Source organism: Rhizobium sp. MHM7A (genome assembly GCF_005862215.1).
Lineage (GTDB): Bacteria > Pseudomonadota > Alphaproteobacteria > Rhizobiales > Rhizobiaceae > Rhizobium > Rhizobium bangladeshense.
Genome location: NZ_VCHT01000001.1, coordinates 1,445,535 through 1,458,893, shown reverse-complemented (window position 1 = coordinate 1,458,893; position 13,359 = coordinate 1,445,535). Strand labels below are relative to the sequence as shown.

At 54.2% G+C, this 13,359-nt stretch carries 11 protein-coding genes and 1 pseudogene; 9 read left to right on the top strand and 3 right to left on the bottom strand.

Translation table 11 applies throughout. The features are described 5' to 3' along the window. The 3 genes and pseudogenes from FFR93_RS08220 to FFR93_RS08210 form a co-directional block, all read right to left on the bottom strand. A pseudogene (locus tag FFR93_RS08220) lies at window positions 1-1,115 on the bottom strand (hypothetical protein); the annotation flags it as partial. Between the two features lie 375 nt (window positions 1,116-1,490). Continuing rightward, on the bottom strand, window positions 1,491-1,700 hold the full coding sequence (locus FFR93_RS08215; RefSeq protein ID WP_138392843.1) for a hypothetical protein: 210 nt from the start codon (window positions 1,698-1,700) through the stop codon (window positions 1,491-1,493). Window positions 1,701-2,080: 380 nt separating this feature from the next. Then, window positions 2,081-2,359: an HU family DNA-binding protein gene (locus tag FFR93_RS08210; RefSeq protein ID WP_138392842.1), complete on the bottom strand. Its 279-nt coding sequence runs from the start codon at window positions 2,357-2,359 to the stop codon at window positions 2,081-2,083. A gap of 127 nt (window positions 2,360-2,486) precedes the next feature. On the opposite strand from FFR93_RS08210, the gene ruvB reads away from it, so the two are divergent. From ruvB to FFR93_RS08165, 9 genes are all read left to right on the top strand, one after another. Continuing rightward, window positions 2,487-3,479, top strand: coding sequence for a Holliday junction branch migration DNA helicase RuvB (gene ruvB, locus FFR93_RS08205; protein ID WP_138392841.1), 993 nt, complete (start codon window positions 2,487-2,489; stop codon window positions 3,477-3,479). Window positions 3,480-3,592: 113 nt separating this feature from the next. Beyond that, window positions 3,593-4,492, top strand: a complete 900-nt coding sequence (locus FFR93_RS08200; RefSeq protein ID WP_138392840.1) for a hypothetical protein — start codon at window positions 3,593-3,595, stop codon at window positions 4,490-4,492. A 71-nt stretch (window positions 4,493-4,563) separates the two neighbouring features. Further along, window positions 4,564-5,316, top strand: coding sequence for a hypothetical protein (locus tag FFR93_RS08195; protein ID WP_138392839.1), 753 nt, complete (start codon window positions 4,564-4,566; stop codon window positions 5,314-5,316). Window positions 5,317-5,903: 587 nt separating this feature from the next. Then, complete coding sequence (locus FFR93_RS08190) at window positions 5,904-6,569, top strand: hypothetical protein (RefSeq protein ID WP_138392838.1); 666 nt, start codon at window positions 5,904-5,906, stop codon at window positions 6,567-6,569. A 6-nt stretch (window positions 6,570-6,575) separates the two neighbouring features. Then, entirely contained in the window at window positions 6,576-7,532 is a 957-nt protein-coding gene (locus FFR93_RS08185; RefSeq protein WP_138392837.1) for a toxin co-regulated pilus biosynthesis Q family protein, read from the top strand. Between the two features lie 24 nt (window positions 7,533-7,556). Beyond that, window positions 7,557-9,251, top strand: coding sequence for a hypothetical protein (locus tag FFR93_RS08180; protein ID WP_138392836.1), 1,695 nt, complete (start codon window positions 7,557-7,559; stop codon window positions 9,249-9,251). A 15-nt stretch (window positions 9,252-9,266) separates the two neighbouring features. Next, window positions 9,267-10,607: a type 4b pilus protein PilO2 gene (pilO2, locus tag FFR93_RS08175; RefSeq protein ID WP_138392835.1), complete on the top strand. Its 1,341-nt coding sequence runs from the start codon at window positions 9,267-9,269 to the stop codon at window positions 10,605-10,607. Window positions 10,608-10,782: 175 nt separating this feature from the next. After that, window positions 10,783-11,373 (top strand): hypothetical protein, encoded by a 591-nt coding sequence (locus FFR93_RS08170; protein ID WP_171049140.1) that lies wholly within the window; start codon window positions 10,783-10,785, stop codon window positions 11,371-11,373. Window positions 11,374-11,605: 232 nt separating this feature from the next. Next, on the top strand, window positions 11,606-13,312 hold the full coding sequence (locus FFR93_RS08165) for an ATPase, T2SS/T4P/T4SS family (RefSeq protein WP_171049139.1): 1,707 nt from the start codon (window positions 11,606-11,608) through the stop codon (window positions 13,310-13,312). Window positions 13,313-13,359: the final 47 nt, after the last annotated feature.

Below are 13,359 nucleotides of genomic sequence, written 5' to 3'. Positions count from 1 at the left end.
TGTTGCTTTGCCAGGAGCGCAATCTCTTTGGCGATCTTGCGCATCGCATCGAGGTTCTGGTCCGAGGTTTTTCCCTCGGCGCAAAAGTCGAAACGCCACGTTTCGACGGGATTTCCGAACCGATCAACAACAGAAACGGCGATATGATCGGCATTGAAGTCGACGCCCAGCGCGCCAAACGACCAGTCGAGGGTTCCGGCATCGGGAATAGCCTGGTCAACGGTGACCATGACCCTCCAGCTCTTTTCGTCTCGAATGAAGCGGAACGACAGGGGCTGTTGAGCGGCAAGCGCCTCAAGGATGACGTCATGGCCGTAATTGAAGTTCAGGCTATTGAAAAAGATCGAAGGGATAATCCGGCCGTTGACCTTGGTCGAAGCCGTCGCGTGCGGCTCCAGCTTCGGCGGCAGGCGCAGTTCCAGATTGAAGTTGCCGTCTGGCCTAAGCGACAGCCTCACCAGCTCGTTTCCGCACGGTGCGGATCGTGCACCAACCAGAAAGAACGACGATTTGCGGCTCTGCCGCCAATCGTTTCGCCATTCCTTATGGGTGCTGTAGCCGTTCTTCGCGAGGTTGTTCTGTTTGCGGAACAGCTTCTTCGAGCCGAAGGCGATGGAGGGGTTTTCTAGACGGGCTTCCGCTGTTTCAAGCTTGGCCTGCAGATTGCCGACCCGACGATTATGGGCATGGATGTCGCTGTTGTTTCTCTTGATCGTAGATCGAAGCTCTTTGAGCTTCGCCCGCTCGATATCTGCCTTGTCCAACAGCTTCTTCAATCTTTCCAGGGCTTTCTCGCGTGGTACAACCTTCACAACGGGCAAAGCCTCAAGCTTTTTCTTCTGCTCGGCGATCTTCGCCTTCAGCTCTTTGAGCTTCAGAACGGATTTGTCGATCTTGGCAGCAAATGCCTTGCTGTCTTCCTGCTTTTCCTTTGCCTGTTTTTCCTTGGCTTTGATCTTGCCTTCCAGGGTAGTGATATTGAGCTTCACCAGTTCTTTAACGGAATCGATCTTAGCGTCGTAATTGGCCTTTGACGACCGGAAGGCGGTGGAGGATAGCCCGAGTTTTTGGTAGATGAAGGCGTAGTTTTCGGCCGTCCATTCGTTTCCGGCCATCAAGAATGCATGGATTTTCCGCTCCGCCATAGACATGAGATGCGCAAATCCCTCCAGGCCCTCGCCTGTGAATGCTTCATCTCTTGAAATACGCGTTTCGAAAACTCTGATCATTCGGCTCTGCGGCGATGGCCAACGGTTAGTGTTGACATAGATCAAAACAGGTGCGGCGAAGTATGTCAACATACCGATCACCGATTATAGGCGATAAATGGTTGACATGAATTTTGGCGTCAACCGCGAAATCCGGATAGCCACGCCACGAAGGGGGTGATCCTAGGCACCAGGGGCCTGCGGGCCCCTTTCTTTTTGTCCGTCTTTTCCGGACCGCCACTGACTTAATCGCCTGTAAGGCAGAACAGCTGAACTTTCCGGTTACTGCTTGACCGCCCATTCCCGGAATTTGTCGTGGTATTCCTTAGTCGCGCCGGATTGGTGCTGCGCTTCCACTTCAAGCGAATTTCCGGTGATAATCGGAGCGAGCCCTGTGTCCTGTTCGAATCGCAACCGAGCGGCCGGGTCACGCCATAGCGAATTCATCTTCTTGATAATTTTGGCGTTCTTTTGAATGTCGTCAGTCTGCATTTTGTCACCTCTAAGAATGAAAAATCCCCCGTGGTTTCTAATGTCGCTAGCTAACACGGGGGAACGTTATGCTGGCCTATCCTGCAAGCGGCAGGCGCGTTGGAGATGTCTACCTTCTATGGAGCAACGTGCCCCTCCAGCGCCGTATGACGACACGACATCACTATCTCCCACAAAATTATCCCCCGTCTGCAGATAGCGTGCATAAGGTTAAGCGACGTGTTAAAATTCCACCGCGCTGACCGAGGCCGCACCAGCGCCTTACGAATATAGCTCTAAAAGGCTCTTTGACAAGGAGTTCTCTTACATCCGCACCGCAGTTCAAAGAAAACCCGGCACTTGGCCGGGTCTCCATTTCATATGCCGATATTTTGCGGCACTTATTTCTTGTTCACTGCGGCCTTCAGTTCGTTGCCAGGCTTGATCGAAATCTTCGTACGAGCCGGAATCTGGATGGCTTCGCCGGTTTTCGGGTTTTTTCCGGTGCGTTCGTCTTGCTGCTTCACGGTGATGCCGATCTGACCTGTCAGTCGCACTGCTTCGCCGTCAGCGAGCGACTCCTGAATGATCTCGAATCCGGTATCCCATATCTTCGCAACGATATCCTTACGCATATTTGCCCGCTCACTAATTGCGGCAAAGAGTTCTGTCTTGTTCATTGAGCTATTTCCTTACAAACTGTCTTGTCCCGGGAGTTCGTGACAACAGGCATCATTCGAGGTTCAGGCGGATAGAATCTCGTGTCAAGCCAAACGAAATGGCCCGATTTTATTATTGAGAGCGAAAATGGAAGCGGCGGAAGTCATTTTACCAGGTCAGGTTGAAGTCGAAATTCAGGCTCCCCAGAACCTCAAGCAATTCAACGGCCAGACGGTGATCAAGGAAGAACTGGAAATCTACATCCAGTCAGCGAATATTCGTCGCTCCCGCATGGATCACGTTCTTTTCCAAGGTCCTCCGGGTGTCGGTAAAACGACCCTTGCAGAAATCATCTCGCGCGAGCTTGGCGTCAACATGCGTCAATTGACTGCTCCAATGATCGAAAAACCCTCTGATATCGTCCATGTTCTAGCGGGTCTTGATGAGCGTGACGTCCTGTTCATCGATGAAATCCATCGCCTGAACATCAGGATCGCAGAACTGTTTTACCCCGTGATGCAGGACTTCCGCCTGGACGTCATCATCGGTGGGGATGCAGATGGCCGAGTTGAGAGCATTCCTCTTCCTCCGTTCACACTGATCGGGGCGACGACCCATAGCGGTAAATTGCCAAAGCCACTTCTGGATCGTTTTCACATCCAGCTTACGCTCGAACTTTACACGGACGAGGAAATGGCGCTTGTGGTGCCACAGTCAGCTGGCAAGCTTAATCTGGAACTGACACCAAAGGCAGTTTCGGCCGTGATCCGGTGTTCACGCGGTACGCCGCGTATCGCAAATGCCATTCTCAATCGCATTCGCGACCACGCGACCGTCCAGAAAGTTTCAAAGCTCGAAGCCGATTTCGTTGAAGGGGTACTTTCCCGTCTGGGCTACGACAAGGAAGGTTTCAGCAAGCGTGATCGTCTTTACATCCGTATGCTGAAGGATTCCACGCGTCCGATGGGTTTGAAGACGTTGGCTGCATCTCTGAATATCCCGGAAGAAACCATCGAGAATGAAATTGAGCCCTACCTCCTGCGAAAGAACATCGTAATTCGCACAGAACGCGGACGAACCCTTAGCAAAATGATGAGAAATCCTTTTTCTCAGCTTGCGCAAACGACAATGGGCTTCTAAATTTCGTAGGAATTCCTTGGCTTCTGCGGTATCGATACCTGATGATGAGACCTGTTCCACGCCGTCCAGTCATTCCGTCACCACCGGTCCGCCCGGTGCCAGTGGCTAAAGTCATGCTTGCCGAAGTTCAGGCAGATGAACTTGTATCTGTAGATGACCTCATACCCGATCAGGCGGCAGAGTTTGTTTCCCAGCTCTCCACCGTCGAACCTCTCCCGCCTGATGACGATGAGATGATCGAAGATGAGACCTCGGAAAACCTCGTGGAAGACGACAGTGATCGTTCCAGGCCGGTCCGCGAAAATGGATCGATCTATTTTGGCGAGTGCCGCCTGTTGAACTGGACCACGACAGCAAAGGGAGGCATGAAGGCCGATTTGGCTATTCTGGACTGCCCTGCGGATGCCGTGCATCCCTTCAAAGGTCTTCTGTGCGGCAAACAGAACGGTCAGAGGTTGCGGGTCTGGTTTGGAGAACTGGCCGACACCGACGTTCCCATGCAGGTGAACTATCAGGGTGAGGCCCTGCTTCTACGCTGGTCCGACGACAGCGTGAATGGCATGAACACGCAGGTTATGCTCGATGATGGTCCGGATGGCGTGAAGGGCACACATCCGTTCACAGGCCTGCCGATTGGCCGGGTGGAAGGACACCGGATGAAGATGGCCGTCTGGGCGATCAACGACGACGAATCCGTCATCGATCCTCGGAAGGTTAAACGGAAGGTTCCTTTCTACCAGAAGCCCGAGACCACTCAGGCTCATCTCCTCAGCCGCAGACCACGTTTTATCTCCTACGTAAAACGTCATGAGAGGCGTTTGACGCGAGGCCAGGAAATAAGGGCTGATATCACCATTGCGCCAGATGAGTATATCGCTGAAGCCCTTTACGCGATCCTGGGTATTACGTCACGCAGCGAGCTTGGTGATGAAAATGCGGTCGGTCGTGAGGCAAGAAGGCGTTGGTCCAGTCTTGTCGGTGAATATTTCGACGATTTCTATGGCCGTAGGTGAGCTTTGGCCCATTTGTTAAATGCAATTTTGTGACAAACTAGTCCTTCATCACCAAAAGATGAGGAACTTGCATGTCATCTGCGTCCGGTTTCAATAAATACGTCAATCTAACGGACCATCACGCATTGCGAGGACACGCGATAACTGACTTTGCCAGATGCTATGGCAAGTTCGAAGGATCGGGCGACAATGAATTGGCCGATCTCTTTGCCGAGAAGATTACCGCCATCTATGCCGGACAAATTTCCATGCCTGTCTCGGAAGCGTGGAGCAAGCTCCCAAAGGTATCCACGCTCGTAGATGCCGCAAAGGAAGGCCTTGCCCTTGCTGAAGCGCCGATCCGTCCTGAATCAATTGAACTGTTCGAAAAATCCCTTCGACAGGTGTTCGAGCGTGCGGTCCCTGCGCTGAGAGAGTTGTCGATCAACGCGACAGTTAAATCCGACACGCTTCAGAGCCTGACCGGCAATTTGATGGCTTTGCGCGATGAAGCCGTCGAGACCCTCAAGGCTAATGGTGACGGCTTTTTCGGTGCATTGACCCGTCGTATCAACGTACGAAAGGCCGAAGAGCTTCACAACAGTTACCTTGCTACAGCCTCCGATACCGCCCTGGCTGGCGCACTTTCTCTGACGGCGCGTGAACTTTGCCAGGCTGCGAAAAATGAAGTGAGTCTTCAATCGTCGCAGCTCGACGAAATCGAGGTCCTAAAAGGAGTAGGGGAGCGCAAAGCGCCGAGCAATGCGCACGCCACCCTATCCCGGTTAAGTGATGTCGGGAACTTCCTCGATCAGCAGAATACGGCGAGTTATAAGGTCGCCTAAGAAACCTTATAACTGAGGAATCGTGAGGTTACTCATGGCGTTGACGAACTCCGAAATAGTTCGTCTTGTCCATAAGTTGGCTTCTTGCATAACTTGAAAATAATATCCTTGGCACTGGTTTATTGCCAAATTTAAGGTAGATCGCCCAATGGAATGGGTATGTGACGTTCGCAATCCAAATCTGAGGACCGGTGACTCGGCCAGGATTTGGCGCGACTATAAGAGAGATACGTTCAAGCTCCTGGAGAAGGTCGGAATCGACACTCATGGGATGGCTGACCGTTACTCTCTTACTCCCGATAAGGCAGCCTGACAAAGGTCTCCGCTAATTGATTCAAAACACTTGGAATTCCTTTCCTGTCGACGCCGATAATTAGTTGACAGGTGGTTTTTCCTGCCGATAATTTATTGTTTTTCTATTAAAAACCCGTTGACGGCCCTGTTTTTTCACCGGAAGATTCAACGTATTAGAGCCACATCTGGCGTCGGTAATCCAAAATCCTTTGTAAGCGTTTGACAGAGCGCCCAGCGATAAACCGTGTTCGTACGCAAGCGGCACGTCAATATTGTGCAATTGGGTGATCAGGATGCCGAAAACAAAAATAGAATTCTTCGATTGGTGCCAGGAACGGCACCTGACCTCCGACGAACTTATCGCGGACCTTTTTGCCCTTCCCATCAAGGATGTGGCGGCCTGGCGCGAAGATGTCGCCAATGGGACGAAACTTGCTCTTGGCCCATGGGTGGCCAGTGTTGCAGCTACCTTTGATCATTTCATCGGCGACGACCGTTCCCCCGATTGCGTTGCGCTCATCCCGCGTACCAAGGACAAATTCTTCAAGTGGTGTCATGATCGGGGGATCAAGCAGACCCCCGTCATTGCCAGCCTGTTCCGCCTTTCCGACCAGACGGTCCGGAACTGGGAAAAGCATGTTGCTGAAGGAAAGCAGCTTGAGCTTCCCTATTGGGTTCCGATCACCATCGAGTGCTTCGATCACTTCATCGGGGACACGACCGAGCCGGACTGCCATACGCGAATCCAGCGCCTTCCGGCCATGACCTTCGCTTCGCTGAAGAAGTGGCAAAACAAGCATGGGCTTGAGACATATCAGGACACTGGGGACATGTTCCGTATCAAGCGTCAGGCCGTCCACAATTGGCTTCAACGGCAGAGTTTGCCGGACTGGCTGGCATTCGCATGTGAAGCAATCAATCTGAGACGCTCAGGAAAATCAAGGAAATCGGCCAAGTAAACGCGCTTGACGCCGATTCTTTATCGCCTGAACATCTTTATTAACGCTTTCACACACGGTGTGCCGCAAGGAAATAAGGGGAAAATTATGGGTAAATTCGGTATGAGAGGATTGATCGGCACGACCGCGCTCATCGTTGCCTTGGGCGTATCCCAGGCAGCTTTTGCGGAATACACCGGCTTTGGCGAAGGAATTCCGGTTGGCAGCGCTGCTCGGCAGATTGTGCCGCAGGAATTCGATGTCAAGTTCGGCGCAGGCGTCGATGAAAAGGCTCCAATTTCCTGGTCGAATGCCGCTGACTGGCAGTCCGCCCTATCTTCGGCAGTTGCAAAGAAGGGCCTCAAGGCCACGGTTTCGGGAAATATCGTAACTATTGAGAAGGCTTCTGCAGCACCCAAGGCTGAAAGCGCCTCCCGCCCCTACTCATCGAGCCCTTCTTCGGACATGGTCCAGAAGAATTCGAAGCCGAAGCCTCGTTCGGAACGGGCACGGCCTCGTGATCCACGCCCTGTTCCACGTGCCCAGCAAGAGGCTAGCATCGGCGGCGGTGGCTTCACCATTCGCCCTTATCAGCAGCGTCAGCTTGAAGCCGCAGTTCCTGAGGCAACACATCGCGCCGACCAATCGCACTCGAACAAGACGCTTGTCGGCAAGGAAATCAAAGAAGGTGACTGGAAGCCCGTTTCGAAGGGTGACGGCCAGGGACAGTATGTCGTGGCTGCCGGTTACATGCTTCGCACGACGCTTGCCAATTGGGCTGAAGGCTCCGGTTGGAAGGTCGTGTGGGAAAGCGAATACGACTACGCGATCACTACCGATGCAACTTTCTCAGGCGACTTCATCGAAGCCTCCAAGCAGTTGATCACTGCCATGAAAGATGCCCGCCCGACCATCACGGCCGATTTCTTTAAGGCCAACAAGACGGTCGTCATTTCCAACAAACTGGCTGACGAAGTCAACTAATCGAGATTGCCGGAGACCTGCAACATGCGCATTACCAACATTTTCCTCGGCCTTCTGGCATGCTCGACGCTCGCTGGCTGCGCCGTATCAAATTCGGCAGACCGCGATATTCGCTCGACTGCTTCCGAAACAGCGGACCTGATGAACCAGGCTCGTAGCTCCGCTCCTGCGGACAAGTCCCAGATCAAGGTCAACGACACCGCCTATATCGGTTCCAAGACCATCCGTAACGATCAGGGCGACCCGCTGCCATCGAAGTTCGAGAAGTCGACAGGCATCACGATTGCCCGGTCTGCTCCGTTCGACCTTCGTGAGATTGCTGCAAAGATCACAGAAATCACCCGCATCCCGGTTGTGCTGGCTGCCGCTCCGCCAGCAGGCTCCACTCAGCAGGCTGCTCCGGCTGCCTCGGCAGCGGACGCATCCACGACAGCTGCGGTCCCTACTGCCCTACCGAACAACGGCCCGGTACCGCCAGGCTTCCCGCTGGAACAGGCTCTTGCTGAAATCCAGGCTACGAGCCCGGCCGCTCAGAACAACAACGGACAACTCGGTGGTGGCTCGATCACCTCATCCGGTTCTGGTGTTTCAGCAACGTCGATGCCGATCAATTATAGCGGCACGCTCTCCGGCCTGCTTGACATGGTTGGTGCGCATTTCAACGTCGCCTGGAAGTACGAGAAGGGTCGCATCATCATCGATAGCACGGTCACTCGTTCGTTCGACGTGCCCGCTCTTGCGACCGTTACCGGCCTGAACTTCAATCTCGGTGCCTCTGGCGATGGCGCTAACGGCGGTAAGGCTCAGAACGAAGCCAATGTCGACTTCTTTGCTGAACTTGATACCGGCATCAAGGCGCTTGTTGGTGAAGGTTCCTACTCGATCAACAAGGTCGGTGGTGTTGTCACCGTAACGGCGAATCCGGCAACAGTTGATCGTGTCCAGACCTACCTTGACGCGTTGAACGAGCGCACCAGCGAGCAGGTCAACCTGGATATCAAGGTTTACTCGGTCACCATGCGTGACAGTGAAGACCTCAACTTCAACCTGACGGCCGCGCTCAAGGAAGCGACTAAGTATGGTCTGGACCTTGCTGGCAACGGCACGTCGTCTGCTATTACGGGTGGCGGCAGCCTGTCCTGGGCTCTTCTGCAAGAAGACAGCAAGTGGTCTGGCTCCAAGGCAACGCTCCAGGCTCTGTCCGAGCGCGGTGACGTCGCTGAGGTTACCTCGGCGGTTGTTCAGACCATCAACGGTCAGCCGGTTCCGTTCCAGGTCGGTCTTGAGCGCGAATATATCCCGAAGATCACCCGCGAAGAAGATTCTGACGGCAACGTCTCGATCTCGAACGAAACTGCTGAGATCAGCTCGGGTTTCGGTCTGCAGATGGTTCCGCGTATCGAGCGTAACGGCGACATCCTGCTTCAGTACGGCATCGACATTTCAAGCTTGATCGGCTCGGATGATGGCTTCGATACTCGCGAGATCGGCGGCGAAACTTTGCAGTTGAAGCGTGTTGCCAAACGCAATTTCCTTCAGCAGGCGCGTATCCCGCATCAGACCACGCTTGTGCTCGCTGGCTTCGAACAGACGAAGTCGACGACGTCCAAGTCCGGCATCGGTCATCCCAACTTCTCGCTCCTCGGCGGTGGAAGCAATTCTGCCAAGGAGAAGGAAATCCTGGTCATCATGATCACGCCAACCATCCTCAAGAAGTAATCAAGCGAGGAACATATGTCAGATGCATTCGATGTAGGCGGGTTCGGCATGGCCGAGGGTGGTAACACCCCGGCTGCTGGCTCTGTCTCGAAAGGCACCTTAAAGGTCAAGAACACAAATTACGCTGTCGGCCTTTACTGGGAAGGCGTCGAAGATTCGTCTGACGCTGCCAGCCATGCACGCGAGCGTGCCGACAATGCTGACTTTTTCTGTGTCTATAAAGCGTCGAACAAGACCCAGGTCGGTTTCGCCAATCGTAGCCAAGGCCATAAGACAAACATGCCGTCACTCGCAATCCATATTGCGAGTGGGCGTGCAGGGCGTTTCCTCGCGTTGTTTGCCGTTGAAGATGGCTTCTACATTCTAGGTGTTCGGGAAGACGGTATTAACCCGTTGCTTGAGCGGTTCGTGGGAAGCCGCGAAGAAGCGATGGACATGTTTGAGGACGCCAAGGCCGACAACTGGGACGAGATGATCGCTCCCAACGCTTTCGGCTGGAAGGATACGACAGAAATTCATATCGATGATTGCCTTCGTGGCCGCCCTCCCGGCCGACTGAAGGATATCAAACGAGGTGGTTCTCTCGTTAAAATCCTTGCCCTCGGGTTGATCGTCGCGACCTGTATCTTTGGTTTCCAGTATTGGCAAAAGCTCGATGCCGATGAGAAAGCTCGCCTGGCGGCGGAAGCCGATGCCCTTCGCGCCGCTACAAGCGACGCAATTCTTCCTGGTCAGGAACAGAAGGTCGAAATTCCGGAAGCACCCTGGGTCAATCAGACCTTGGGGTCGTATTTCCTGAAGAAGTGCGTCGACAACATCATGGAATTCCCGCTTGATATCCCAGGCTGGAAGGTCAGAAACTTCATCTGCGAAAATCCGCTTACGCCTGTTGCGGCTGCAGTTTTGACCCGTGACGGCCTTGGTGCTGGCGGTGGCCCGATCAACTGGATCGAGCCCTATGTGAAAGCCAAGAGCTACATGCCGACGGTTGTGCAAAACACAGCAGGCTCGACCGATACGATTTCTGCTCAATGGGAATTGTTTAACGGCGACACACCGAAGGTCCCAATCGACCAGGTCACATTGCCTGTGAGCCAGGTGAAGACCAAACTCGTCCAGATCATGGAGTCCAGGTTTACGCCTGTGATGACGTCCACCACGGAAATCGGCGGCTTCTACATGGGCCTCGATTTCAGCTTCGAAACAGACCTCGATCCTCGCGGCTATCTTGATGTGCTTTCCGCAATTCCTGGAGCCGTCGTTGAAGGCGTCGAATTCGATCTCGAAACCAACATTTGGAAAATAAAGGGGAAATCCTATGAGCAGCTTCCGTTGCCTACGCAAGTCCAGAATTAATTTTGCAGCGACAGCCGCTCTCTTCGCGATTGTCACGGCAGCTCCTGCTGTTGCCCAACAGGCACCTCAGCTTCCGCAGCTACCGAATGCTTCGCCGGTTGCCCTTCCGGGCGACGTTAACGGCGGCCCTGTCGGCGTCGCAGCACCTGCAAAGGGCCTGCCTGCAGGAGCCACCTTGTCTGATGCTGACCAGCGCGTCCGTGCAATGGCGGCAGAGGCGAGCCGTGACCTCGACGAACTTGCGGCTGGGGCATTGTCCGCTGCTCGCGAAAACAATGACGTCAACACGAAGTCTGTTCGCCAGAACCAGCTCATGGACCTGGATCACCAGATTGCGATTGCCGAGAGGAGCAAGAAATTGTGGACCATCCTGAACGGCGAAGAGTCCGAGAAGGAAGGTCAGATCAAGGAACTTGAGGCTAAGGTCTCGTCGCTCACGGCAGAAAAAGATGCTCTTGCCAAGCGTGCCGAGGCAGCTTCCATCCTCGCCCGTCAGACGGTCGCTAACCCGGACCCTGACCCGGTCGTATCCTCGGTCATGGGAGCTGCAGGCAACGCCCGCGCTGAAGTTCTAGTCCCCTACAGCGGCAAGTTCACGGTCAAGGTCGGTGACACCCTCCCGAACGGCCAGAAGATCGTCTCCATTGGCAGCAATGGAGTGACGGTTTCCAAGGATGGAAGTCGCAAGGTCCTGTCTTTCGGCGACAGCGTCCCCAGCACCCGCCCGGCGCGTGGTGCATCTCCGATCACTGTTCTCTCGCAGTAATTGCGAGAGACACCCCAACTTGCGAATAGGAATAGGCGGCATGACGTTTCTGGATAAGTTTTTCAAAAAACCGAGTGAAACAGTTCAACCTGCTGTTTCTGGTCAGTCCGCCGCCGTTTCCACTCCCAATCGACCTGCGCAACAAACACAGCGCGCTCCCACTGCTCCGGGTAATGCCTTAGCGCCGGTCCATGCGCAGGGGCGCGGAATTTACAAGACCCGCGACACTGCCTTGGTTGCCAATGATCGCACTGCGGTTTCGGCTGGGGCTGCTAACAACGCGTCCCGCAACAAATCTCGCGAGGCTACTGCTGAAGAAGTTGAAAAACTTTCCAGCCCGGGATGGAAGATTATCACCGGCACGAACGGCATCGTAGAAATTACCGAGACGCAGTCCAAGTACGTTGTTCTCCTGGCATCGGAAAGAGACGGCAAGACGACCCATACGCTTGTCGTCGCCCGCGACTACGCAAGGAATTCTGAAACCTCTTCCGTGAAGATTGCGCTTCAGCGCAAGGGATATAGCTGGGTCAATGAATTCCACGTCGATCTACCGGTGATCGGTACGATCTACGAACGGACGGGTGGAAACGTCAAGGTCAAGTCTGGCGACGTCGCTCAGATGCAGAAAGCCTTTATCGATCTGGTGGCACATGCTGCCAAGCGCCGCTGTTCGGATATCCATCTCGACTACGAAAACCATCAGGGCAAAATCCGTGTTCGCGCCGACAACGTCATGATGAAGCTGACGGACTTGTTGCCAACGGAAGCCTCTGCCATGTGCCAGGCAGCCTTTGCCATGGCCGAAGCCTCCGACAGTACCTACATGCCGCAGCAGCACCAGGGTGCGCGTATTACCGAGCAATCGGTCAAAAAGAAGGGTCTCGCTCTTCCGGCTGACGTCAGTTCGCTTCGCTTGCAGTTCGACACCCTGTCACAGGGTCGTTACCTTGTCGTCCGTCTGCTTTATGCGCAGAAGGTCGGCTCGAACGAGGACGTTGATACGCTTGGCTACGCACCGAACCAGATGCGCGACATCAAGCTCATCCGTCGCCGTAAGGAAGGTGTTATCATCATTTCCGGTCCGACCGGTGCCGGTAAATCGACGACCCTGCAGCGCGCTCTGTCAGCCACAGCCCGTGAATATCCCGGCCTGAACATCCTGACCATCGAAGACCCGCCGGAATACTTCATCCCCGGCGCGATCCAGATCGCTGTCGTCAACGCAACGACTGCCGAAGAGCGTAACGAGAAGTTCCGCCAGGCGATCACGGCTGCACTTCGTTCCGACCCGAACATCATCATGATCGGCGAAATTCGCGACACCGCGTCGGCAATGCTTGCCTTCGAAGCGGCGATGACGGGTCACTTGACCTGGGCGTCTCTCCACGCCAACAACGCGATATCCAACCTTGATCGTCTACGTGACAAGAAGGTCGAGGAGTATAAGCTGTGTGATGCTTCGCTTATCGCTGGCCTTATCGCACAGCGTCTCGTGCGCCGTACCGTTCTCGACAAGGCATTGACCTTTGAACAGGCTGTTGAAGCTGGAATGGTCACCAAGGAGCTAAAGGAATACCTTCCTAAGCTCGCCGGTCCTTATCTGTCAAAGCTCCGTTTTGCGGGTGAAAAGAAATTCAATCCCGAAACCCGTGAGTGGGAAACGCTGGCCGATATCAACGAGGCTTATAAGGGCAGAACCGTTTGCGCGGAAGTCATCCGCCCGGATCAGACTTTCCTGGATTACTACAAGGACGACAGGAAATCTGATGCTCTGAAATACTGGATCGAGCACCTGAACGGGATGACGATGCGCGAGCATGGCCTCATCAAGGCTTTGGCAGGTGAAGTTTGCCCGAACGAAATCGACAACGAACTCGGCTCGCTTCTTGAAATCCCGGTTGAGCGTGTCGCGACCCTTATGAGCTACGTAGCGTGAAATTGGCGTTTCCATCGTCGATTTTTTCAGCGCTACAATAACTGAAA